31 protein-coding genes are annotated in these 23,544 nt (G+C 49.3%); 29 read left to right on the forward strand and 2 right to left on the reverse strand.

What is annotated here, in order from left to right; translation table 11 throughout:
- Positions 1 to 85 precede the first annotated feature (85 nt).
- Complete coding sequence (locus BLQ79_RS05195) at positions 86 to 643, reverse strand: hypothetical protein (RefSeq protein ID WP_234944935.1); 558 nt, start codon at positions 641 to 643, stop codon at positions 86 to 88.
- 144 nt (positions 644 to 787) lie between these two features.
- Here BLQ79_RS05195 and BLQ79_RS05200 point away from each other — a divergent pair, with 144 nt between their 5' ends.
- The 3 genes from BLQ79_RS05200 to BLQ79_RS05215 all read left to right on the forward strand — a co-directional run bounded on the left by BLQ79_RS05200 (position 788) and on the right by BLQ79_RS05215 (position 4,352).
- Positions 788 to 1,288, forward strand: coding sequence for a GNAT family N-acetyltransferase (locus tag BLQ79_RS05200; RefSeq protein WP_091364549.1), 501 nt, complete (start codon positions 788 to 790; stop codon positions 1,286 to 1,288).
- A gap of 178 nt (positions 1,289 to 1,466) precedes the next feature.
- Positions 1,467 to 3,044 (forward strand): cytidylate kinase family protein, encoded by a 1,578-nt coding sequence (locus BLQ79_RS05205; protein WP_091364550.1) that lies wholly within the window; start codon positions 1,467 to 1,469, stop codon positions 3,042 to 3,044.
- A gap of 537 nt (positions 3,045 to 3,581) precedes the next feature.
- Entirely contained in the window at positions 3,582 to 4,352 is a 771-nt protein-coding gene (locus BLQ79_RS05215) for a DpnI domain-containing protein (protein ID WP_091364552.1), read from the forward strand.
- 183 nt (positions 4,353 to 4,535) lie between these two features.
- Here BLQ79_RS05215 and BLQ79_RS05220 read toward each other — a convergent pair whose 3' ends face one another.
- A complete protein-coding gene (locus BLQ79_RS05220) occupies positions 4,536 to 4,715 on the reverse strand; it encodes a DpnD/PcfM family protein (protein ID WP_091364553.1) in 180 nt (59 codons plus the stop codon).
- Positions 4,716 to 5,010: 295 nt separating this feature from the next.
- Between BLQ79_RS05220 and BLQ79_RS05225 the strand changes: the two genes are divergently transcribed.
- The 26 genes from BLQ79_RS05225 (at position 5,011) to BLQ79_RS05350 (ending at position 23,305) form a co-directional block, all read left to right on the forward strand.
- Positions 5,011 to 5,448 carry a hypothetical protein gene (locus BLQ79_RS05225; protein ID WP_091364554.1) on the forward strand — a complete coding sequence of 146 codons (438 nt, stop codon included), beginning with the start codon at positions 5,011 to 5,013 and terminating at the stop codon, positions 5,446 to 5,448.
- A 165-nt stretch (positions 5,449 to 5,613) separates the two neighbouring features.
- Positions 5,614 to 6,711, forward strand: a complete 1,098-nt coding sequence (locus BLQ79_RS05230) for an alanine racemase (protein WP_091364555.1) — start codon at positions 5,614 to 5,616, stop codon at positions 6,709 to 6,711.
- Between the two features lie 290 nt (positions 6,712 to 7,001).
- On the forward strand, positions 7,002 to 7,490 hold the full coding sequence (locus BLQ79_RS05235) for a hypothetical protein (protein ID WP_091364556.1): 489 nt from the start codon (positions 7,002 to 7,004) through the stop codon (positions 7,488 to 7,490).
- A gap of 659 nt (positions 7,491 to 8,149) precedes the next feature.
- A complete protein-coding gene (locus tag BLQ79_RS05245; protein ID WP_091364558.1) occupies positions 8,150 to 9,031 on the forward strand; it encodes a DMT family transporter in 882 nt (293 codons plus the stop codon).
- A 30-nt stretch (positions 9,032 to 9,061) separates the two neighbouring features.
- Positions 9,062 to 9,952: a DMT family transporter gene (locus BLQ79_RS05250; RefSeq protein WP_091364559.1), complete on the forward strand. Its 891-nt coding sequence runs from the start codon at positions 9,062 to 9,064 to the stop codon at positions 9,950 to 9,952.
- 69 nt (positions 9,953 to 10,021) lie between these two features.
- On the forward strand, positions 10,022 to 10,906 hold the full coding sequence (locus BLQ79_RS05255; RefSeq protein ID WP_091364560.1) for a DMT family transporter: 885 nt from the start codon (positions 10,022 to 10,024) through the stop codon (positions 10,904 to 10,906).
- 68 nt (positions 10,907 to 10,974) lie between these two features.
- Positions 10,975 to 11,454 carry a peptidylprolyl isomerase gene (locus tag BLQ79_RS05260; protein WP_091364561.1) on the forward strand — a complete coding sequence of 160 codons (480 nt, stop codon included), beginning with the start codon at positions 10,975 to 10,977 and terminating at the stop codon, positions 11,452 to 11,454.
- Positions 11,455 to 11,916: 462 nt separating this feature from the next.
- Positions 11,917 to 12,306 (forward strand): type II secretion system protein, encoded by a 390-nt coding sequence (locus BLQ79_RS05265; protein WP_091364562.1) that lies wholly within the window; start codon positions 11,917 to 11,919, stop codon positions 12,304 to 12,306.
- 32 nt (positions 12,307 to 12,338) lie between these two features.
- Complete coding sequence (locus tag BLQ79_RS05270) at positions 12,339 to 13,019, forward strand: DUF805 domain-containing protein (protein ID WP_091364563.1); 681 nt, start codon at positions 12,339 to 12,341, stop codon at positions 13,017 to 13,019.
- 114 nt (positions 13,020 to 13,133) lie between these two features.
- On the forward strand, positions 13,134 to 13,667 hold the full coding sequence (locus tag BLQ79_RS05275) for a prepilin peptidase (protein WP_159427852.1): 534 nt from the start codon (positions 13,134 to 13,136) through the stop codon (positions 13,665 to 13,667).
- Positions 13,668 to 13,677: 10 nt separating this feature from the next.
- Entirely contained in the window at positions 13,678 to 14,130 is a 453-nt protein-coding gene (locus BLQ79_RS05280; RefSeq protein ID WP_091364565.1) for a hypothetical protein, read from the forward strand.
- A gap of 4 nt (positions 14,131 to 14,134) precedes the next feature.
- Positions 14,135 to 14,506, forward strand: a complete 372-nt coding sequence (locus BLQ79_RS05285) for a hypothetical protein (protein WP_091364566.1) — start codon at positions 14,135 to 14,137, stop codon at positions 14,504 to 14,506.
- Positions 14,507 to 14,509: 3 nt separating this feature from the next.
- Complete coding sequence (locus tag BLQ79_RS08270) at positions 14,510 to 14,680, forward strand: hypothetical protein (protein WP_159427853.1); 171 nt, start codon at positions 14,510 to 14,512, stop codon at positions 14,678 to 14,680.
- A 15-nt stretch (positions 14,681 to 14,695) separates the two neighbouring features.
- Positions 14,696 to 15,241 (forward strand): hypothetical protein, encoded by a 546-nt coding sequence (locus tag BLQ79_RS05290; protein ID WP_091364567.1) that lies wholly within the window; start codon positions 14,696 to 14,698, stop codon positions 15,239 to 15,241.
- The gene (locus BLQ79_RS05295; protein WP_091364568.1) at positions 15,217 to 15,633 is read left to right on the forward strand and encodes a hypothetical protein; all 417 of its coding nucleotides are present in this window, start codon (positions 15,217 to 15,219) and stop codon (positions 15,631 to 15,633) included. The genes BLQ79_RS05290 and BLQ79_RS05295 overlap by 25 nt, the downstream gene beginning before the upstream one ends.
- Positions 15,618 to 17,054 carry a PilN domain-containing protein gene (locus BLQ79_RS05300; protein ID WP_091364569.1) on the forward strand — a complete coding sequence of 479 codons (1,437 nt, stop codon included), beginning with the start codon at positions 15,618 to 15,620 and terminating at the stop codon, positions 17,052 to 17,054. The genes BLQ79_RS05295 and BLQ79_RS05300 overlap by 16 nt, the downstream gene beginning before the upstream one ends.
- Complete coding sequence (locus BLQ79_RS05305) at positions 17,014 to 17,580, forward strand: hypothetical protein (RefSeq protein WP_091364570.1); 567 nt, start codon at positions 17,014 to 17,016, stop codon at positions 17,578 to 17,580. The genes BLQ79_RS05300 and BLQ79_RS05305 overlap by 41 nt, the downstream gene beginning before the upstream one ends.
- Entirely contained in the window at positions 17,507 to 18,082 is a 576-nt protein-coding gene (locus BLQ79_RS05310) for a shikimate kinase (protein ID WP_091364571.1), read from the forward strand. Before BLQ79_RS05305 ends, BLQ79_RS05310 begins: the two co-directional genes overlap by 74 nt.
- A 59-nt stretch (positions 18,083 to 18,141) precedes the next feature.
- Positions 18,142 to 19,137 (forward strand): ATP-dependent 6-phosphofructokinase, encoded by a 996-nt coding sequence (locus BLQ79_RS05315; RefSeq protein ID WP_091364572.1) that lies wholly within the window; start codon positions 18,142 to 18,144, stop codon positions 19,135 to 19,137.
- Between the two features lie 178 nt (positions 19,138 to 19,315).
- Positions 19,316 to 19,459: a 50S ribosomal protein L34 gene (gene rpmH, locus BLQ79_RS05320; protein WP_091364573.1), complete on the forward strand. Its 144-nt coding sequence runs from the start codon at positions 19,316 to 19,318 to the stop codon at positions 19,457 to 19,459.
- Entirely contained in the window at positions 19,452 to 19,838 is a 387-nt protein-coding gene (gene rnpA / locus BLQ79_RS05325; protein ID WP_091364574.1) for a ribonuclease P protein component, read from the forward strand. The genes rpmH and rnpA overlap by 8 nt, the downstream gene beginning before the upstream one ends.
- A complete protein-coding gene (gene yidD, locus BLQ79_RS05330) occupies positions 19,838 to 20,047 on the forward strand; it encodes a membrane protein insertion efficiency factor YidD (RefSeq protein ID WP_091364616.1) in 210 nt (69 codons plus the stop codon). The genes rnpA and yidD overlap by 1 nt, the downstream gene beginning before the upstream one ends.
- Before the next feature lie 126 nt (positions 20,048 to 20,173).
- On the forward strand, positions 20,174 to 21,037 hold the full coding sequence (locus BLQ79_RS05335; protein ID WP_091364575.1) for a YidC/Oxa1 family membrane protein insertase: 864 nt from the start codon (positions 20,174 to 20,176) through the stop codon (positions 21,035 to 21,037).
- 5 nt (positions 21,038 to 21,042) lie between these two features.
- Positions 21,043 to 22,023 (forward strand): RNA-binding cell elongation regulator Jag/EloR, encoded by a 981-nt coding sequence (gene jag, locus BLQ79_RS05340; protein WP_091364576.1) that lies wholly within the window; start codon positions 21,043 to 21,045, stop codon positions 22,021 to 22,023.
- 63 nt (positions 22,024 to 22,086) lie between these two features.
- Positions 22,087 to 22,548: a hypothetical protein gene (locus tag BLQ79_RS05345; RefSeq protein WP_091364577.1), complete on the forward strand. Its 462-nt coding sequence runs from the start codon at positions 22,087 to 22,089 to the stop codon at positions 22,546 to 22,548.
- Positions 22,549 to 22,600: 52 nt separating this feature from the next.
- Complete coding sequence (locus BLQ79_RS05350; RefSeq protein WP_143270083.1) at positions 22,601 to 23,305, forward strand: DUF554 domain-containing protein; 705 nt, start codon at positions 22,601 to 22,603, stop codon at positions 23,303 to 23,305.
- Positions 23,306 to 23,544 lie beyond the last annotated feature (239 nt).

Consider the following 23,544-nt stretch of genomic DNA (forward strand, 5'->3'; position numbering starts at 1 on the left):
AAAAACTCCCGGGACTGTACACAGACAGTACGTCCAGGGAGTTTTTGGATGGCTGGGGCAAGATTTGCGCCCGGACCGCCCAAATTTAAAGGTTGAGCTCCTTGGCGTGCGCACTCATCCCCTTAATACATGCTTCCATAACTACCGCCATATCGAGTCCCAGGCGTTCAACGCCTTCTTTGATACACTGACGGTCTACACCTTCTGCAAAGGCCTTATCCTTGAATTTCTTTTTCAGCCCTTTCACCTTCATGCCATTCATGCCTTCCGGGCGCATAAGGGCATAAGCCATGATGATGCCGGAGAGGCCGTCCACGGTGATGAGGCTCTTTTCCATATTGGTTTCCGGTTCTCTTTCAATGCCGCAGACTTTGTAGCCGTGAGAGATGATGGCTTCAGAATCTGCATTGTCGATGCCTTCCGGATCCAGAATTTCATGGACATGGTGGCAGTGTTCGTCCGGATACTTTTCATAATCCACATCGTGAAGATAACCGATGGCTGCCCAATGATCGCGGTCTTCATGGAAATAATCGGCCATGGCTTCCATGCAGGCACTTACGGCCTGTGCATGGGTGAATAAATGAGCTTCCGTCGTATAACGGGGAAGGATTTCTTTTGCTTTTTCCAGTGTCAGCTGCATAATCTTCTCTCCTTTGGCCAATGGGCCGGGTAGTGCATCAATATAAAAAAATCTATTTATTCATTATAGTGAGAAGAATGGGGATTGTAAATAGTGTATAATAATACCCGGATTTTCAGGAACACAGAATGGAGGTGATGGCCTGTGGGGCAGCAACTCATAATCCGAGAGGCCGTGGAAGAGGATGAAACCATGATGCGCTGCATCTATAATGCGTGCATGGAAAGGGAACCCTGGGCGTCTGATTACCGGCTGTATACGGAAAAAGCCATGCATTCCTTTTTCGAGGAGAAGAAGGAAAAAGGTTATCCTGTATTGGCAGCCGTTATGGGAGGCCGTCTGGTGGGATTTATTTCAGCAAAGCAATTTACCGAGTGGAAGACGGAGGGGAACGTCTGGGAATATGGCGTTTATGTGGATGGGGCCTGCCGGAGAATGGGTGTAGCTACAGCGCTGCTGGAATCTCTCTGCACCAGGGCCGTGGAGGAGGGCGTGGAATCCCTCATGGCCTGTATTGATGTGAAGAATGTTCCTTCCCTGTGGTTTCATGAAAACCGGGGCTTCATTTCCGTGGGGAGCTTTACCAAATGGAGAAAAGAGGGAGAACCCCGGACAGTGGCCCTTTATGAACTGGAACTGACTTAGACAGAGAAAAAGCGCTTGTTATAGAGTCCGGAAGATGTCTTTTTTACGTATCGTTATAAAATCTTAATATAAATTCATATGCATCCATGCGCAGTGAGTGCTATAATTAATGACATTGATTCTTAATTAGAAATTATTTTTTATAGCATTGTAGCTATCAGGCAGAGGAGATGTTGTTATGAACGCCAAAAACGGGACAATATACATTGTCTTAACGGCATTGGCATTTGGCACGATGGAAATTGCGCTGAAAATAGCTGGTTCATCTTTTACCGCATTTCAGCTCACGTTCCTTCGTTTTTTTATTGGCGGGCTGCTGCTGCTCCCGCTGGCAGTTAAGGATCTGATGCACAGACATGTGCACCTGACAAAATCAGATTGGATTTATGTGGCCATTCTGGGGATAATTAACGTTATGTTCAGCATGGTGCTGTTCCAGATCGGGGTTAACAAATCCAATGCAGGGCTGGCAGCGATTGTCTTCTCCTGTAATCCGGTATTTACCATGATTTTCTCCTACTTTATTACGCATGATGCACTGACAAGGCAGAAGATTATCACCATTATTCTGTCCCTCATCGGCCTCTGTATCGTAGCCGATCCGGTGGCAATTATTGAAAAGGGGAGCGTAGGCCTGCTCATCGTACTGGCAGCGGCCATCAGTTTCTCCCTGTATACCACATTGGGTAAGCTGCGCATTAAGAAGATAGGCGGCAGCGCCATGAACAGTTTCAGCTTCATCATTGGTTCTTTTGGTGTGCTGGCCATTCTATTCTTTACCCATGGCCCGATTCTTTCCGGCATTGATTCCCACTCCATCTGGCCACTGATTTACACCTCTGTGGTGGTAACCGGATTTGGTTATGTATGCTTTATGAAGGCCATCGAACTGTCCGGCCCGGCCAACGCATCCTTTGCTTTCTTCATCAAGCCGGTAGTGGCACTGATTCTGGCGTCCATCGTACTGGGCGAACCGATTACCCTTCGCGCCGTTATCGGACTGGCTCTGATTATTGCCGGCTGCGTTCTGGCTGGTCCGATCGAACGCCTTCTGTTCAAGAAGAAACTGTCCGAATATCCGGTACTGGATACTGAGCCAAAGAAGGCCAGCGAGGTAGCAGGCAACCCACTGGTAGTTACCGTATCCAGAGAATTTGGCAGTGGCGGCCGCGCTATTGGGCGCCGCCTGGCTAAAGAACTGGGCGTACCTTTCTATGATACGGAAATCATGCAGATGGTTGGCGAACGGGAAGGGCTGAGTCTGGAAGAAGTAAAGAAACAGGATCAGTCTATTGAAAACCGTTTTATCTATAATCTGTTTGATAAATACACCCATCTGGCCTCCGGTGCCGTAGCACCTAAGGATGAACTGTTCCTGGCAGAGACCTCGGTCATTAAGGAACTGGCAGAGAAAGGTTCCTGTGTCATCGTAGGACGCCTGGCCAATGTCATTCTCAAGGACAGACCCAATACATTCAACCTGTTCATCGCCTCTGATCCGGAATGGGCAGCCCGCCGTGTCATGCTTCGCGAAAAGGTAGACAAAGCCACGGCACGCCGTATGATTGCCGATGTAAACAAACGCAGAAGCGAACACTGCCGTTACTACACCGGTACATTCTGGGGCTATGCAGCCAACTATGACCTTCTGCTCAAGTCCAGCGAATGGGGCATCCCTGAATGCATCAAACTGATTTTGAGCGCTATTCAGCATCGACTGAGTCTTGAAGTAGCCAAAGACGAAGCCCAGGCATAAGGAAGAGCGATTAGAGGAAACCTTTGCGAGCAGAAGCTCGGATTCTTTCAAACAACGAAAAAGCGGCAGGAATTTTTCCTGTCGCTTTTTGATGCTATCTGGAATGGCAGAGTGCAGTGGAATATTCTCTTGTAAAAAATAAGAATGCTAAAGTTAACACAAGGGAAACTTGCAATACGAAGCTCATTTCTGGAGAGAAAGGGGGCCCATCTGATTTATCAGATGGGGGATAGTTGATTCCTCTATGTGTGAATAAGGGAAAGCACGCTTGTGTGCTCCGTCTGAAGTCTGATCGTCTGCAGACGGCCATAGCAGTCTGCCTCGTGGAAAGTAGAGTCTTGTATGTTGACGCCGAAACCAGGGAAAAAGCACTGTCTCTGGCCAGAGAGAAATACCGTCAGGGGGCTTTTATACTTGAGCCAGGTTATTTGCTGGATGTAAAATTTATCCCTTTAGCAACAGATGAAGAATAGAAGATTACATCGGTGTTGAACCGGTTTGAAAGCTTCCTTTATAATCAGGATAAAGGAGGCCTCTATGAATATCTGTCTTGATATGTCCCTGACATCGAAATATACCAGCCATTCCCAGATGGCGCGGGTGGTGACAGAACAGTGGGTTGAAAAAAATATGTTCTGTCCGCGTTGTGGAGCAGGTCATATTATACATTTAAAAGCTAATCGTCCAGTAGCTGATTTTGCATGTCCACAATGTGGTGCAATTTTTGAATCGAAAGCGAAACGGGGGACTTTAGGAAGCAAAATTACTGACGGAGCCTATGAAACCATGATTCGCAGGATTCATGAAGCGGATAATCCGGATTTCTTTTTTATGTCCTATGATCTGGATAATGCCAGAGTGCGCGATTTCCTGATTATACCAAAGCATTTCTTTGTGGATTCTATTATAGAAAAAAGAAAGCCTCTGGCCGATACGGCGCGAAGGGCTGGATGGGTTGGATGTAATATCTTACTGGAAGAAATTCCATCTTACGGACGTATTTCGCTCATTCAGAATGGCAGGATAGCTGATAAAGAAGATATATGCCGGAAATATCAAAGAACATCTTTTCTGGCAGACATGAACATCCCATCAAGAGGATGGCTCATGGACGTTTTTCGCTGTCTCGAAGACATAAAAACAGAAACATTTACATTGCAGGAAATGTACCAATTCGAAGGCCGCCTGCAGATTCTTCATCCCGAAAATCACAACATCCGAGCCAAAATCCGCCAGCAATTGCAGTACCTGAGAGACAAAGGACTGATTCAGTTCATGGAACGGGGCGTCTACAGGAAGATTCGGTGATGTAGGCAAAATATATCTAAATATATCTGAAAATCAGAAAAAGCTGAAGAAAACCCAAAATCATGTGTTTTTTTCAGCTTTTTGTATGGGTAATTTTAAAATAATCAGAATTCAATAAAAATTATCTGTAGAGGAATAAAGTGAGTATATCCCAGTGTTGGGTACCTGAAAAAGGTATCCTTTTCATTTTTTATTATCCTTGGGTAAAGGGGTGATTTTTACATCCAGTAAATTCCCCGGTGCGAGTATGAACTCACCTTGTCTGTATTTTTCCTGTGCCATGAGGATGGCTTCTTGTTTGTTGTTGGCATTGATGCAAAAGGTATCACTGATGGTTTCTTCGATGAGAATTTCAAATTGCATAAAGGACTCCTTTCAAAAGTGATCAGATCGTATACCGGAATGGATATAAAGTCAATACAGGACAACCCAGTTGACAGGAGGCAACTGAATTGCATGGAATCGATTGTTTGCCCATCGCTCGCAATTTACAATAAAAATAAGGTGAATACCGATGGATACAGGAGAATGACTGTTCATCCCTATGCAGATGTGGCATGGGCTGTATAGGAATCAGGGATAAAAAGATATCCGGTATTCCGTGTATGGAGCCTGGGAATTCATTAATCCGATTAGCTTTATTTCAGTGAGGTGGACTATGATTTTTGATTTCAGCAAAGAAGTAAAGACAGCAACCAGTGAACGAGAACGGAAAGAAGCCATGATTGACCGTATCATTCGGCCTGAAGTTGAGGAAGCTATACGGGAGGCAGGGCTTAATCCGTCATATTTTATGGTGAACAAAGCTTCTGAACAGGAGTTTTTTAAAAAGCCTTTTACCGATACACAGGAAGATGGCTCGTTTGCCAGCCTATATTATGATTGGATTACCCCGGATACGCTGTATCGCTGTGAATGCCGAATCGAATTATCCTGGGATTTTCTGACAGTAAAAAGCGAAACCGATATGTATCGCATGGAGCACTATAGCAAAGGAAAACCGGAATGGCAATATTTTAATGGAGAAGACTGGGAAGAGGGGCCGGAGGAGGATTTCTTCCCGATTACTGACCTTGAACTACGGTGGCTGCAATAAGGGAAAGAAGGATTGATGAGCTAACTCTCCTCTCTTGCTTTTTTTAGCAAAAATAGTATTATTTACATATATGACTAATTCTATATGACGATTTTTACATGACTATTCCCATATGGTGGTTTTAATATGATTGAGTCTATATAACAGGTATGAGAGGTAATTATTATGGCAAATCGGTATCCAAGGTTAGTAATCAATTTGAATCATCTAAGACATAATGCGCATCAGGTGGTAGATACCTGTGCGGCCCGTGGCATCAGTGTGGCTGGGGTTATCAAGGGGGCAGCAGGTATGGTTCCGGTAGCGCAGGCTATGGCGGATGGTGGATGCCAGTTCCTGGCATCTTCCCGTATGGAACAGCTGGCGGGTGTAAAGGCAGCCGGAATTACTACACCGCTCCTTATGCTTCGTGTACCTATGCTCAGTGAAGTAGATGAGCTGGTCCAGGTAGCCGAATATTCTCTGAACAGCGATATTACGGTGCTTCGTGCGCTGAATAAGGCAGCCGGGGAAGCCGGCAAGGTACACCATGTCATCATCATGGCCGACCTGGGGGACTTGAGAGAAGGTTTCTGGGATAAGGATGAAATGGTGGATGTATGTGCGGAAGTGGAAGAACATATGGACAACCTGGATCTGGCCGGCGTTGGTGTGAACGTGGGCTGCTATGGCTCGGTTGTGGCTACACCGGAAAAGCTGCAGGAACTGGTTGACGTTGCCCGTCGCGTAGAAGAACGCATCGGCAGAAAGCTGGACATCGTATCCGGCGGAGCCAGCTCCAGTTACATGCGCGTGCTGGATGGAAATATTCCGGAAGGCATCACCAATCTCCGTATCGGGGAAGAAATCCTTCTTCCACAGGATCTGCTGTACCTGTATGGCTATCCGCTGAACGGTATGTATGATGATGTATTTACCCTGGAATCCCAGGTTATCGAAGTGCGGGATAAGCCATCCTATCCAGTAGGAGAACTTGGCGTAGATGCCTTCGGTCACAAGCCGGTATACATCGACAAGGGCATCCGCCGTAAGGTACTTCTTGCCATGGGCCATTTGGACTATTGTGACTACAAGGACCTTATCCCACAGGACAAGGACGTAGAAATCCTTGGCTGCTCCAGTGACCACACCATTATGGATGTTACCGATGCACCAAGAACCTATCATGTAGGCGATATTGTGAAGTTCAATCTGATTTATGGGACAAACCTGTTCCTCTGCCATTCTCAGAATGTACAGAAGGTCTTCATCGACGAAGAATAAGGATGAACTGAAGTTCATTGAACTTCTTTCAGACAAAATCTAAGGTTATGACGAAACGGCTTCCTGTTGGAAGTCGTTTTGTTATGCTTTTTATAAAAAGACAGGAATGAGCATTGAGATAGATAAGATAAAGCGCAAAGAATGCAAGAAAGGCAGAGGCCCTCTGAAGTCTGACCGTCTGAACTATCTGATAGTCTAAGGCAGGCCTTGGGGCCTTCCCATAGACACAGGACGGGGGTTGCGCTTATACTGAAAGAGAAACTCTATTAACCGAAATAAGGAGAAATATTATGGCAGAAGCAATCAGAAAGAATAATAAAGGACCTCTGTTCCAGCAGTATCTGGAAGAAAAGAATATGGCTCAGGCTTTTGAACGCCAGCAGTCTAACGATTCCACACAGAAGATGATTTTCATGACCGCTATCCCGGTAGGAAACTATCGTCTTCTTGGCACTATCATCACCGACAACACCATGTTTGTCATTACCCGTTTCCATCTGGGATATGTGAACAGAAAAGATGGACACTACGATGCCTTCATGCACTATCTGGCAGAAGTGAATGCACGCCACGCCCTGTTTAAAATGCTCGTTACTGAAGACGGCCGTGTATTCATTGACAGCTGCTGCCCATTCCTGGACGAAAGCTTTGATCCGTTCTCTGTAAATGTAACCTTCAGTCTCGTAGTAGACTTCCTGCAGAATAATTACGAAGAAGTCCTTAAGCATCTGGATAGACCTGGGGATGCGAGGGAGGGGATTTCGTTGAGCGTCAACTAAAATTTCGGCCGGTCCGGGCGCATATCTCGATGGAAGAGGGAAAATCCTTCCCAGGCGTATGTCTGTATACAGCCTGAAAAGTTATTTTCCCTCTTCCATCGACCTCTGCATCCCGGCCTGGCTCGAAATTTTAAAGGGGTGCGGAATTTATAACGTCCGGTCTCCCGTTTTGGGCTGTGTCGCTTAATATGGTTTCAGAACCTCCGCGTACCAAGTACAGCGGAGAACCTGAACCATATTGGCTTCTTGCCAAAACGAAAGCCTGGCGCGAAATTTAGAAAGGTAAGAATTTATAACGGCCGGTCCGGGCGCATATCTCGATGGAAGAGGAAAATCCTTCCCAGGCGTATGTCTGTATACAGCCTGAAAAGTTATTTTTCCTCTTCCATCGACCTCTACATCCCGACCTGGCTCGAAATTTTGAAAGGGTGCGGGATTTATAACGTCCGGTCTTCCGTTTTGGGCTGTGTCGCTCAATATGGTTTCAGAACCTCCGCGTACCAAGTACAGCGGAGAACCTGAACCATATTGGCTTCTTGCCAAAACGAAAGCCTGGCTCGAAATTTTAAAAGGGTGCGGAATGTATAACGGCCGGTTCGGGTTGTTAAGGATTATATCTCATGAGCTCTGCTCATTTTTCTTAAAAGGAGGATTGTCTCGTGTCAAACCATATCCGAGGACTTATCCTCTGTGCAGCAGGTTCTCTCTGCTGGAGTATATCCGGTATTGCCGGCCAGTTTTTACTGGAAGATAAATCGTTTATCCCGTCTCAGCTTACGACGGTGCGCATGATTGGTGCGGGGCTGTTACTGCTCGTCTGGGAGTGGTTTTCTGAAAGAGGTCTCCTGCTGTCGGTTGTGAGAGAGCGGTCCAATCGATGGAAATTGTTCTGGTTTGGTGTTATCGGGCTTATGATTACCCAGTATACGTATTTTGAGTCCATCCATTACAGCAACGCTCCAACCGCTACCATTATTTCCTATCTGCTGCCACTGATTGTGGTGGGCTGGGATTGCCTGACCAGCCGGCGCTGGCCGTATCGGAATGAGGTGTTCTGTACGGTACTGGCGTTTACCGGGACTTTTCTTCTGGTTACAGAAGGGCGCCTGGATCAGCTGGCCGTTTCGCCACTGGCGCTTTTCTGGGGAACAAGTTCGGCGTTTACGGCTGCGTTTTACAATTTGCAGCCCCGGGGGATGATTAAGAAATATACGGCACCGCCTGTGCTTGCCTGGGGGATGCTTATCGGCGGCCTGGTTTCCATGCCGTTTACACAGGTCTGGAATTTTGCCGGGGTGATTGACTGGGGGTCTCTGGCGGGATACCTGGTGGTCACCGTCGTGGGAACGGTGCTGTCTTTTGCTCTTTATCTCAACAGTTCCAAGTATCTGAGTGCCATGGAAATGACGATTATTGCATCCATTGAACCTCTGGCCTCGGTGGTTCTGGAAATGATATGTTTCGGACAGATGTTTAATCTTATTGGCTTGTCCGGATTTCTGTTTATTCTTGTGGCTGTGCTGGCGGTTTCCCGGCATTGACGGGATGCCCGGTATGGCAAAGGAGGATGTATGACATTACATGCCCGCGGATTGATGCTCTGTGCGCTGGGAGCTTCCTTATGGGGGATTTCCGGCATTGCAGGGCAGTACCTGCTTCAGGATAAATCATTTTCTCCCGGGCAGCTCACGGCGATTCGTATGTTTGGTGCCGGAATCCTCCTTATGGTTGCTTTGATAATCCGACGTGACGGGAGGATCCGACTGGTTGCACCGTTGGCAGATAAACATAACTGGCCCGGAATTTTTATCTGGGCAACCCTGGGGCTGGCGGGAACGCAGCTTACCTATTTCAAAACCATCAGCCTCAGTAATGCACCAACGGCCACCATTCTGGAATATCTGCTGCCCATTGTGGTGGTAGGATGGAATTGTATTTCCTGGAAGCGCTGGCCTTATCGCCAGGAAATCCTGTGTACGATGCTGGCTTTTCTGGGAACGGTGCTGCTGGTGACTAAAGGGCAGTGGGGGACGCTGGCCATTTCGCCGGCTGCTTTGTTCTGGGGGATTGTATCGGCCTTTGTCACCGCCTTTTACAATATTCAGCCCAGGCAGCTTATTAAGAAATATACAGCACTTCCTGTGCTGACCTGGAGCATGCTCATGGGTGGTATGGTTCTGGTGCCTCTTACGGAGGTCTGGCATTTTACCGGAGTGATTGACTGGCAGTCTCTGGCCGCTTATCTGGTGGTGGTGATTCTGGGGACGGTTTGCTCTTTTGGGTTATATCTGTCCAGTGCCAGATATTTGAGCGCGGTGGAGATGACGGTGATTGCCGCGGTTGAGCCACTTTCTTCTGTGGTGCTGGCTGCTTTGTTCTTTGGACAGACATTTGGTCTTATGGAACTGGCAGGGATTGCATTGATTATTGGGGCCGTACTGGAAATTTCTATCCGTGGCTGAGGACTGGCTAGGGGAATCCGCTGTTATGGCGGATTTTTGTTTTATTTATAGCGGAGAAGGAGACGGGCAATGAAATCACGAGGAAAAGGACTGCTGTTTGCCGGGCTGGGGGCGTCACTCTGGGGCTCGGCTGGGGTAACCGGGCAGGTGCTTATGGATAATTACCATCTTCCGGCAACGGCACTGTCGGTATGGCGGCTTATCCTTTCCGGACTCCTGCTGCTTGGCTTTGATTATCTGTTGCATCGGGAGAGTCTGCTCCGCCCCTGGAAGGACAGGGCAGATGCGTTGCGGCTGTTTGTATTTGCTGTGTTTGGGATGATGGGGACCCAGTATTTTTATTTTCGGGCTATTCAGTACAGCAATGCACCTACAGGGACCATCCTGCAGTACCTCATGTCCATACTGCTTATTTTTTATACCGCCTTTGAGGAAAGACGGTTGCCCCGGGGAATGGAAATTAGTTGCGCCATCCTGGCCATGGCCGGTACGTTTCTGGTGGTCACCGGCGGGGACTGGCATGCGGTAAAAATTTCTCAGGCGGCCTTGTTCTGGGGGCTTCTGTCGGCGCTGGCTGAGGCGGTGTATGTGGTGGAGCCAATTCCGCTTATGAAACGTTACCGCCCATCTCTTCTGGTCGGCTGGGGGATGCTGGCCGGAGGGGTGGCACTGATTCCTTTTATGGATGCGCCCATAACGGCGGGGGTGGTTTCCTTCTCCTCACTTATGGTATTTCTTCTCTGTGTGTTATTCGGTACGGTAGTTCCCTTTCTGCTGTTTCTCATGAGTGTGGCAGAGATTTCCCCTGGGGAGGCGGGAATTCTGGGGGCTATGGAGCCGCTGTCTTCCCTGGTACTGTCCCTGCTGTTCCTTACGGTGTCCTTTTCCGGGATGCAGATAACCGGTGTGCTGGTCATTGTGGCGGCGGTAGTTCTGGTATCTTCCGGGAAATAACATATCTTTCCTCACAAGGTTCGTGTATACTGTAACAGGAAGTTTTAATTTTCAGGAGGAATAGACAAATGGCAGAAAAGAAAGTATTTGCTGATTTCAAAACCAATCATGGCAGCTTTACCATTGAATTGTTTGCTGATAAGGCACCAATCACTGTGGGAAATTTCAGAAAGCTGGCAGAAAGCGGGTTCTATGATGGAACCATATTCCACCGTGTCATTCGCGGATTTATGATTCAGGGTGGCGATCCGGAAGGTACCGGTTACGGTGGATCCAAGGATGTGATTCCGGATGAATTCGGCGATGGACTGACCTTCGATGAACCAGGGATTCTGGCTATGGCTAATGCAGGCCCGAACACTGGCCGTTCCCAGTTCTTCATCACCGTGGCTCCGACTCCATGGCTGCAGAACCACCATGCAATTTTCGGTAAGGTAACCGAACATTATGATGTGGTACAGACCATCAGCCGCGCTTCCACCGACTGGAGAGACAAGCCGGTAGAAGATGTAGTGGTAGAAAAGATTACCATCCGCGAAGCTGAATAACAGGGACAAGGCAAAAGGCTGCTTCATGGCGCATGTCATGAGGCGGCCTTTTCGCATGCCACAAGCAGGAAGTGGAGCATGGAGTTGATACAGGGAAAGGGGAAGTAGAATGCTGTATGTTTGTATGAAGGAAAATATAAAGATGTTACTTATTGCGTCTTTACAAAACTTTCCTTATTTTCTCAATTCTCAATCCTCTGCTCTGTCTTTTCTGCACCGACCATGAGCCGCAGGTTCGTACATGGTTTGTTTGCCTTTCTTTCCTATGATAAAATAATAGATGTAAGTTTTTGCTATGCTGCCAATGCAGCATGACGATTTGGGGAATTCCTGCCGCCGGCATAATCGTTCATGGAAATATAGATTCTGTGAGCCTGACTGCGCTGTGGTCATCATGGACTGTCTCTGTGGGGATGGAGTACGGTCGTGAGGGGCGGGGATAGAAGAGAGGGGAGAAAACTTATGGAATCATTGTCTTTACAGAGAAGAGCGGGGTTTACGTTCCTTGAAGTGATGATTGTGGTGATGATTATCGGTATTCTGGCGGCGATGGCTGTTCCCGGACTGGCCGGGGCGGCAGATGCGGCTAAGGATGCGAGAATCCGGTCGGATTTGCAGACCATCGGATCGGCAGTGGAGCTTTATCATGTGCAGCATGGGGCTTATCCGGATTCTCTGGATGCACTGGCAGAGTCGGGAAACGGGAAGGACGGGTATCTGAAATCTGTTCCCGAATCGCCGGATGAAAAGACATCCTATACACTGAATACATCCACAGGGGAAGTAACCTGTACTTTTAATAATAAAACTTACTCGTCTTACGGAACCAGTAAGGCATCTTCTGGTGCGTAACGTTTATAGTCTGGCTTTTCAGGAGGCTTTTTATGGCAGATAGACCTGTAAATAATCATAAGGGCATAGCAAAGTTTCTGACTTACGAAGGTCGCATCAGCCGAAAGCAGTTCATGATTTATCACCTGTACGCCTTCGTGGTGTGTATTACTTTGCTGAATCTGTTTCTTCTGGCATTTCCGGCCTGGAAGCTGGAGGCGCTTAAGGGCGCTGTAGGACTGTTCTGCCTGATCAGTCTGTTCTTCTGGGCAAGACGGGCGCACGATCTGGGCTGGGATGCCCGTTTCATCCCCGTGCTGGCCGCAGCCAATCTGGTGGTATATGTATTGGATAGTCAGGGGATTCTGAGCGGTTCCGCTCATGTGGTTATCGGGCAGGGACTGCAGTTCCTTACCGGCGGCCTTTTCATGTATCTGCTCATGCAGCCAGGACATGTGGGGGCTAACGCATTTGGAGAAGATCCGGTAGAAGAGGAGCGGGAAAACCTGAAACGGAAACGGGAAGAATTCCGTGAATTTAAGAAAAAGAGGGAAGCTCTCCGGGAAAAGGTGAGGAGAGAGCAGGAAAAGCGGGAATACTGGAAGGATGCCATCAGCGGTGAGCCGATTGATGTGGAACCGGTGGAGAATAAACCGGTAGATCACCGGGTGGTGGAAGAATATACTGAGGAATTAAGGAAACACCAGGAAGAAACGGGGCACCATATCCACTGATACGGTCTGGGGAGGCCAGGTGGACAGGGCGTAAGGGAAATGACAGGCGCAGTGGGCTTCGGCTCATTGCGCTTTTTTTATGGGGGAAAATACATGGGGAATAACATCAGGGGAATGTTACAATGCCTGGGAAATCCGGTGTACGGGTTTCCCTGCTATATAGCTCTGGCCGCACTGGCGGTATGTGTGAGCAGCTGGCTGGGGTATAAAGGGGCAGCAGGAGGACTGCTGTTTTCTCTGCTGCTGTGTTTTCCTGCATGGGAGGACTGGAATACCCGGCTTATATCCGATGTCTGGAGCCTGGCCCTGCTGGGGCTTGGGCTTATCTGGCAGCCATTTGACGGAAGGAGGCTGCTTTTTTCCTATGCCGTGCTGGCAGCGTTCTGGCTGATTCTTTATGCATGTAAAAGGGGAGGTGCCGGCATGGGGGATGTGGGACTTTCGGCGGCGGTTGCCTGCTGGCTTACGCCGGGAGAGGTTGTGCTGTTTCTCTGGTTTTCATCGGCAGCGGGGGCACTTTGTCTGCTGCCGCTTTATCTGATGAAAAGGCAGCGGGAAATTCCTTTTGCGCCTTTTCTGGCTGCAGGGGGGATTATGGCCTATGTGTGGGGACAACAAATCATATCGTGGTATATTTCGTTTTGCTGAAAGGACGGGGATGCTGCTTCTGGAATGTCTGCTCGCTGCATCGCTTCTGGCACTTATGGTGTCAGCCTGGCCGGCTGCGGTATCGTGGCATGAGGAGTATGTGCTGTATCTGGCAGCAAAAGAACTGCAGATGGCCATTCGGGAGGCACAGGTGCAGGCGAAGAATGATGATGTCCATTACCGTGGAGCCGCCGAAGGGGTGATATTCCGCTGCTTTATGCGGAATGGACGGGTAAGATATGAAACGTATCGCGGTGTAGAGCGGACGCATCCGTCAGGGAATCTGCCCTGCGGGGTGTCTCTTTCCGGTAATGGTACAGCACCGAAGATGGTCTTCTGCCGGGATGGTTTTGCCGGCCGCAGCAGGATTTATTCGTACCGGCTTACTTCCGGCGGCGGGAAGCATGCCCTGGTGGTGGTATGTGCCATGTACACCGGGCGTGTGCAGATCCGACGGGGGTGAATGGATGGGAGGACGGAGAAAAGGCCTGGTCCTGCTCTGGACGCAGTTGTGTATCTTTCTGGTCATGTCCATGGCGCTGGGGGCATTATGCATGCTGCGTACGGCGATTACACGGGAAGAGGCATGTGAACGGGCGGCAGGGAGAATCTATCTTGCACAGGAAGTTATGGAGAAGATAAAATATAAAGAGAAGACGCAGCGGTTCATGGCTGTCCCGGAGGGAGCCGTGGAACGGGGCGGACAGATATTTTACGTAACGGTGCGGGAAAAACCGGAAGAAATCCGGGGGATTCCTCTGCTTTGTGTCCAGGTGTCAGTCAGGGACAGGCAGGGACAGGAAACGCTGTTTATTACCCACAGGAAAAGGAAGGAATAACCAATGGCCAGAAAATCATTTGAAGGAATGAGTGATGTAGAAATCCGCCAGTATATGATTGAACGGGATAAGAGGAACAAGAAGATTATATTTATGATTGTTCTTGCCGTGATCACTATTGCGCCAGCTGTGGCGCGGTACAAGGAAATACTGACGCTGCTCATGGGGAAATAACAGGGGGAATATTTCATGAGGGGAGTTCACAGGGGGGTTATAACACTGGAGCTGGTCATCAGTCTGGGGCTGATGGCCACGCTTTGTGCTGCCATCATGCCGTCAATTACTGCTATGGTGCAGTCGGTACGCATACTGTCCCGGCGTGTGGAGGATAGTTCCACATCCCTTTTCATAGCCGATTTCCTTACGGAAAAGATAAGGAATACGGTGGAAGGGGTAGAAAAGGAGGCACGGCAGGGAAATACCTATGATTATCGGGAAGAAATGCAGGATGGTACATGGCAGACCTATACCCTGCGCCAGCAGGGCAGCCGGCTGGAGATAAGGATTCCCGGCGGATTTTCGCAGCCCATCACCGGAGGGGCCGGTGATGTGGAGACGGTGACGGATGTGGAAGGGAATCCGCTGTTTACCGTATACACAGGAGGGCTGGTGGAAATATCGGCCATTCTGGGGAAGCCGGATGGGAAGGACCGGCAGGTATTGCACACTGCGGTGTATCCTTATGCGGAATATTTTAATAAGGGGGACATATGGGAAGTCGAAGGGGCGCAGTAAACGTACTTCTTCTGTTCCTTATGATGGGTCTTACCGCAGTGGCCGGCGCACTGCTGGCTATAACTGTACGGTCGCTTACGGCGGTCTGCTCTTATGAGAATGGCCTTTGTGCTGTATATGCGGCAGAAAGCGGGGCGCAGTATGGTCTGTCACTTCTGGAACGGGAAGGAGTACCGCAGAACCAGGTGATAGAGTTCTCCGAGGAAGGAAGGACCTGTCATGTGGAATTCAGGGATTGTGATGAAGGGGGAGGCATTCTGATTTCCCGGGGAACGCATGTGGCATCGGGGGCGGAGCGTTTTATCCGTCTGGAGTATGAGCTGAGGCCAGGGGAAACCGGATATGCTGTCATAGTGAATAAGATTGGAGCTTCACCATGGAAAGCCAGATAATGGAGTGGAGTCAGGGAATGGGGAAATGGCTGAAGGAATACTTCCGAAGCCGGGAAAGCCGCCGGCGTATGACCGGAGAATGGGATGCGGCGATTTCTGTCGGAGCTACCCTGTTTATGGTGACGGTAAGGAATGGACGCTTTCTGAAAGAAAAGGAATATATTCTCTCCGGCGAAGGGGAAGCCTCACTTGCTGAGGCTCTTTGTCGTGCTGAAAAAGATGGCTTTCGCCACCGGAAACTACTATGGCTCATGAATGAACCGGATTTGCGGTGTGTATGCCGGAAGTTTCCTAACATGACGGAGCCGGAACTGGAAGAAACCATACAGTGGGAAGAAGACCGGCTGTTTGGCAGTGAGCCAGTGCAGTCGGGGTATCACATCCTGTCCTACACCCCGGAAGGATATGAGGTGCTGGTGTCCGCCATACGGAAGGAAACAGGCGACAGGCTGGCCGCTGCGGCAGAAAAGGCCGGCCGGGTCATCGCCTGGGGGATTTCTCCACCGGACCTGTTTCGGATACGGGCGGGGGACAGGCCATGGATTCTGGTGCTGGGCGGTGCATCCAGGGGACAGGTATTTGCTGTAGGTGCAGAAAATACCTGGCGGTCAAAGCAGCTTCGCCTCCAGGAGGATACGGCACAGGTGCTGGCGGAATTTGCTGCCCGTGTGAAGTTTTCTCAGGAAGAAGGCAGGGTGTTCTTTTTTCCGCTGACGGATGGGGATAAGGCAGGAAAGCTGTGGTGCCAGGCGATGGAGGAGGCAGGGCTTTCTGTGACGGAACCGCTGTCCCTGCCAGGGGAAGCATTATGGAAACCCCAGGTGATGGAAGCGGCTCCTTATATGCCTGCATGCTCTATAAATCTTGCCAGAAGGGAGGACAGAGGTTTTTCCTTCTGGCAGAGTTCTTGCTGTGGAAAGAGCCGGGTACTCCTGTTCTGCCTGGCTTCATTCCTTATGATGGTACTGTCCCTTTCCTGCTGTCTGTATGCGGCGGTATCGCTGTGGAAGGCAGAAAAAGTTATGAGGGATATGGCGCCGGTGGCAGCAGCCCACGCAAAATGGGAGAAAGAAAAAGAATGGGAAAAAGCACTGGCTGAGGATCTGAATGCCTGGGAGAAGGGGAGTGGGCACTGGCAGAAACGGCTGATTTATCTGTCAGAGGCAGCCGGGACAAACGTGGTGCTTTCCTCTCTGGAGGGGCAGAATGGTGAAATACGCATTCAGGGTACCGCTATGAGCGATGAGGAGGCCAGAGCTTTTGCTGATCTCCTGGGGGCGGCCTGGGGAGGCCAGGTGCGGATGGAAAAACTGCGCCGGGAGGAAAACTCACCGCTGCTGTCATTTTCCATGGTGTTCAGGGAAAAGGGGGAACCACAGGATGGAGGCAATCCGTCGGAAGATAAGGAAGAGCCTTTATAAGGCGGGCAGGCGGGGACTGGTGCTCATGGCTCTTCTGTTTTTGTGCATGACTTTCTGTCTTGGGCAGGTGCAGAGCCGCATGGAGGCTGAGACATTACGGTTGACGCAGGAAGCGGAGAATCTCCGGCAATGGAAGGCGGAAAGAAATGGAATTTCCATGGAGGAGCCACCCCAATGGGCAGAATCAGGAGAAGAGGAGGCCATTCATGGGTTTGAGAAGGCCGGTTTGCATATCCTGTCCAGGGAAGAACAGGAGGAAGAAGAAAAAAATACAGGGAAAATAAGAAAAGAACATATTTTGTTGCATGGGACCTACATACAGCTGCTCCAATCTTTTGATATAATAAAGAGCGAATATAGAGGGGCGTCCTTTACGGTGTTCTCCATAACCCGTGATGACACGGGGCTTTCCATCAAAGGAGAACTGAGGACATTCCGCAGCCGAGGTACATATGAAGAAGAGAAATATCGTCCTCATCGGTCCGATGGGGACAGGGAAGAGCAGAGCGGCGCGGATTCTGGCTGATGGCTTAGGCTGGCAGCTGGCCGATACAGACCGCATCATGGAAAAAGAAACAGGCATGAAAATGGCAGAGTACTGGCGGGTGGCAGGTGCGGAAGAATTTCAGAAGAAAGAGCTTGAAATTATTCGACGTGTAAGGTTTTATCACGAGGCTGTCATTGCTGTCGGTGGAAATTATCCTATGACAGAACAGAAATTTAATTTACTGCAGCAGTATGGGCTGGTAGTGCTCATGTATGCCCATTCCTTCCGGCTCGCTGAGCGGGTGAAGAAGAAAATAGGGAAGAGGCCCACCATGGATTACAATGACGTGGAGGGGTTTGTCCGCCGCATGCGCCGAAAATGGATGAAATGGAGCGGCCGGGCGGATCTGGTGATAAACACCACCAGTTGTCATCCGGCGCAGTCCGCACTGACTATAGCCAGATTTATTGACAGACATCATATCAAATTCCTGAAGAGGATGAAGAAAAGAAGAAATGGTCACGGTCATTCCAGTCGATAGGGAAGAACGTACAGTTTCTATCTTGACTCTTCATAAGATAAGGAAAGGAGCGGTTAGTTATGAAGACCATTGGTGTGCTTACCAGCGGAGGGGATTCGCCGGGAATGAATGCAGCCGTGCGGGGTGTCCTCCGTGCAGCGTTCCATCATGGACTTTCCGTATGCGGCATCCGCCAGGGGTATAAGGGACTTCTCCATGAGGATATTGTGCCGATGAAACCGTACATGGCCGGTGGCATAGTTCACCGTGGCGGTACGATTCTCAAAACGGCCAGATGTCTGGAATTTAAAGAAGAAAATATGCAGAAAAAGGCAGCAGATATTCTGAGAAAGCACCACATTGACGGATTGGTAGTCATTGGCGGTGATGGCTCCCTTAAAGGGGCAGAGGCGCTGTATCGTCAGGGGATTTCTGTGGTCACCCTTCCGGGGACCATTGATAATGATATGCCGGGGACGGATGAGACCATTGGGTTCGACAGTGCGGTGAACACGGTGCTTCAGGCCGTGCATAAGATAAGGGACACAGCATCCTCCCATGACCGGGCGGCTGTGGTGGAAGTTATGGGCCGCCATGCCGGGCACATTGCGCTGGCAGCGGGACTTGCCTGTGGGGCAGAATACATTCTGGTGCCGGAAGTACCGTTCAGTCGGGAAAAGCTGGCGGTGAGTCTGGAAGAACAGATGAAGGCCGGACGTACCAACAGCATCGTCATCTGTGCAGAAGGTGCTGATGACGGCCGTGCTCTGGGCATGTGGCTTAAGGAGAGGACAGATATCGATATCTGCATGACCAACCTGGGCTATGTGCAGCGAGGCGGAGAACCCACCGCCAGGGATGCCATTCTGGGCGGAGTGCTGGGAGCGTCTGCCGTAGAGGCACTCACGGTCCATGGATTTACTCATCATGTGGTAGGCGTGGAACGGAGCCGGGTTATCTATACGCCCTATGAACAGGCGGAAGAAAAGAGACGCACGTTCTCCCGCCCACTGTATGATCTGGCTGCCATGCTGGGGGCGGCGCAGGATGAATTTTCTATAGAAGAAAAATTCTGAGGCATGACCATCGGAAGCAATAAAGTTTGAAACAGGGGAAGGGAAAGCGGGAAAACGCATAAATTCCCTTGAAAATAAGGGCTTTTTGTTGACAGTATTAGATTATTTTAATATAATTGGTTCGTTACGGTGTATGAAAAAGCACCACAGCCATGACATAAGCAAGGAGGTGTTAAGCATGGCAAAAGGTAAGATGACTTATCAGCCAAACAACCTTTGGCGTAAACGTACCCACGGTTTCCGCGCTCGTATGAAGACTAAGGCCGGCCGTATCGTGCTCAAGAGAAGAAGAGCTAAGGGTAGAAAAGTATTAAGTGCCTAATGTAGAAGAACGGAAAGAAGACAGGCGGTACACGCTTGATCGCTCTTTCCGTATCCGGCAAAGCAGAGAGTACCGCAGGGTATATGCCCGTGGGAAAAGGTTCACAAACAGAGCAGCGCTTATGTATGTGGCAAAGGCTAAAAACAAACCTGTCCGTATTGGGTTTGTAGCTACCAAACATATTGGCCATGCTTTTGCAAGAAACCGTGCAAAACGCCTGATGAAAGAAGTGTACCGTCTTCATCGGCATGAACTTGCTTCCGGCCATGAAGTTATCATGCTGGCCGGCTCTTTTTTGACCGGCGCTTCTTTTTCAGAAGCGGAAAAGGCCATTCTGGCGTTGTGGCGTAAAGCAGGACTTATGGAGCGTAAGAAATGATGAAAGGCGTATTACTTTCGATGATTCGGTTTTATCGTCTGTTCATTTCGCCCCTCAAGTCTCCCTGCTGCCGGTTCATACCGACATGCAGTGAATACGCGCTGGAAGCAATTCAGAAATATGGAGCAATCAAAGGCAGCTGGCTTGCGGTCAAACGGATTTTAAAATGTCATCCTTTTCATAAGGGTGGCTATGATCCGGTTCCGTAGGCTGCTGCTTTTTTGCTACCGGAAGAATTATCAGTTACAGAGTCTATCGACTCTTCCTCTTCTTTTTGAAATTGAGAAAAGAAGGTATGTTGGGCGGATGAAATTAAGGCCGCACAAGGAGAACATATGAGCCATTTTCAGATTCCGATTTTCAGCACGCTGGTAGGCTGGCTGGCCGATATGATGGCGTGGGCTGTGCAGTTTTTCTATAATCTGACAGCAAGCCTGGGGTTCCCAAGCTACGGTATTGCGATCATTATCCTTACCATCGTCATTAAGGTGCTTCTGCTTCCTTTTGCACTGAAGCAGATTAAATCCATGAAGGGCATGCAGGAAATTCAGCCAAAGGTAGCAGCGCTTCAGAAAAAATATAAGAACGACAGAGCGAAGCTGTCTATTGAAATGCAGAAGCTTTACCGGGAACACAACATTTCCCCGCTGGCAGGATGTCTGCCACTTCTCATTCAGATGCCATTCCTGGTTTCCATTTTCTATGCGCTGCAGGGATTTCAGTATGATTCTGCACATGCCAGCTTCCTCTGGCTGTCCAGCCTGGCATCCAAGGACCCGACCTATGTGCTTCCGATTCTGTCCGCAGTAAGTACATGGGCATTGTCTGCACAGACAGCACCGAAGAATGCAGAAGGGCCTCAGAAGATGATGACCTATTTCATGCCTCTCTTCATTGGTTATATTTCCATCAACTTCCCAAGTGGTCTGGTTATTTACTGGGTAGTCAGCAACCTGTTCCAGCTGGTTCAGCAGACTATTGTGTTCCACAAGGATAAGGGCCTGCGCTCAGTAATCAACAATGATTCCCGTGAAAAGAAGGGCGTATTCACCATTCATGCCGATGGAACCCGGGACAACGCACCAAAGGGCAAACGTCATACACCGAGGGATGCACGCCGGGCTAAGCGGGTTATGCGTAAGGAACTGGAAGAAGCCATTGAAGGTAAGGTAGACCACGACAGTGATTCTAAGGAGTGATACGAATGAAAACGGTAAGGATTACAGCAAAAACTGTAGATGAAGCGGTTGCTGAAGGATTGCGAAAGCTGGGAGCAACCCGCGAAGAGGCCGTTGTCCGTGTCATTGAAGAACCGACAGGCGGTCTGTTCGGATTGCTGCGCAAAAAGCCGGCAGTAGTAGAAATTTCTGTGCCGGACCTGGCAGGATCCACCGATATTGCCGAAGAAGCGGCACGCGTAGTCAGTGAAGCCTTCCATGACGTGGAAGAACCGAAGAAGGACGAGGTTCCTCAGAAAGAAGAGCCGGTACCCATGGCCGAACCAGTACTTCCTGGTGAAAAGATAGGTGGACGTACGGCCGGTGAACCGGGGGCAAAACGGCATATAGGTCTGGTTTCCACTCCGGAAGAACAGGAACCGGAAGCAGAAACAAAACTGGCTCCTCAGGAACCGGTGGAACCCGAAACGGTGAAAGCGGAAAAGGCTCCGGAAACAAAGCCGGAAGCAAAGATCAGCCGCAGGGAAAGAGAAGAATTCACCTTTTCTGAAGAAGAACAGAACGAAACGGCAGAAGCAGCCCGGGAATTCCTGAAAGGGGTATTCCAGGCCATGGATCTTAAGATTACCGTGGAAAAGATGCTGAGCCGTGAACAGATTCTGTTGACCCTGCATGGGGAACGTCTGGGCCTCCTCATCGGAAAGCATGGACAGACCCTGGATGCACTGCAGTATCTTACCAATCTGGCAGCAGGAAAGAAGTATCATCATCATTACTTCATCCTTCTGGATGCGGAAAATTACAGAAGCCGCCGCAAACAGACATTGGAAAATCTGGCAGCCCGCTGTGCAAGTAAGGCTAAACATACCGGTGAGCCGGTTAAGCTGGAACCGATGCCGGCCGGGGAACGCAAGATTATCCACATGGCACTGAAAGATGACCCGCTCATCAGTACGGATAGCGAAGGCGAAGTACCGTATCGCTATGTCGTTGTAAAACTGAAATAAATCCTGACAATCCGACCGGCAGACCATCTACCGGCGGATTGTTTTGATATAAGGAGAATTGCGATGAAAAAATGGATAGTTATGCTGGCGCTGGCTGCAATGAGTTTCACTGGCCACGCCTATGCGGCATTTTATGATAATTCGGCACAGTACATGATAGCCAGTGATACGATGGAAGGAAAATTCTATCTGGACCGTTCCTCTATCCGCCAGGAAGAACCGACGGAAAGCAATCCCTGTGCCATCCGCTTTGCCATCCTGTCCGTTCCCAGAAATGGCGGCATGCTGGAGCGCACATGGTATACCGTGTATTACGATAAGGCCAATGGAATAGCATCCTATCAGGTCATCGGTGCCGATGCTCTGGATGCGGATGGCAATGTATCTGGTATCACTTCAACCCGCGGCGCCGGGGCCATGAAGCGGGCCATTCCTCTCCGGTCCAATATGTACTATCTGGCTGATGCGTGCTATCTTTATTTTAATCACGAACATTTCTACAGCCGTCTGGCGGATACGAAGTAACACCGGAGAATGTTTGCAGTAATTTCGGATATTGCAGGATAAGGTAGGTTTTATGCAGGCAGTCATTATTAATACACTGGCCATTGCCATCGCGTCACTGATTGGGCTCTGCCTCCGGCGAGGTCTGCCAAAACGCATAACCGACGCAGTTATGCAGGCACTGGGATTATGTACCATACTTATTGGTATACAGGGAGCGGCAGGGGAAAAACATATCCTGATCCTTATTGTTTCGGTGGTAATCGGAATCCTTATCGGCGAATGGGGAGACTGGGATGGTCATGTGAATCGATGGGCTGAAAAAGTCACTTCACGCTATACAAAATCGGGAGATGGTGCGGGGATTGCCAACGCGTTTATCACCTCCTGCCTCATTATGAATGTAGGGGCCATGGTTATTGTCGGATCTCTGGCAGCCGGGCTGGCAGAGGACTATACGATGCTTTACACTAAGTCCCTGCTTGATTTTGTGAGTGGTATTATGTTAAGTGCTGCCATGGGGATCGGTGTCATGGGATCGGCAGTCTTTACTCTGGTTTTTCAGGGGGGCATTGTCCTGCTGGCTCAATATGTGGCGCCGTTTTGTTCTCCTCTCCTTATTGAGGAATTGTCCCATACGGGAAGTCTTCTCATACTGGCCATTGGGCTTAATATGATAGGTCTTACCCGGTTCAAGGTACTGAATTATGTGCCGGCTCTGGTGGCCATACCATTCGTGCTATGGATATCTCAGATCATTTCTCAATGGCTGGCGTGAATTAGATAAAGCTGTAAAATGTGGAGTATATTGCGTAAAAGCGATGACTCCGCATTTTTTATTTCGACCTGAAATGTCAATAAAATGTGGACTGATTATACAAAAGGCAGAGATAAATGCAGAAAAGAGACGTTTTTGATATAAAAATGGTCATCTCTTGTTAAATTTGCATGGTAGGAGTTCTTTATGTCGAATTGATATAGAATTGCATTGCGTTTTTCCTGTTTTTAGCATACTCT

Source organism: Dialister histaminiformans, assembly GCF_900103425.1.
In the GTDB taxonomy this organism is placed as follows: domain Bacteria; phylum Bacillota; class Negativicutes; order Veillonellales; family Dialisteraceae; genus Allisonella; species Allisonella histaminiformans.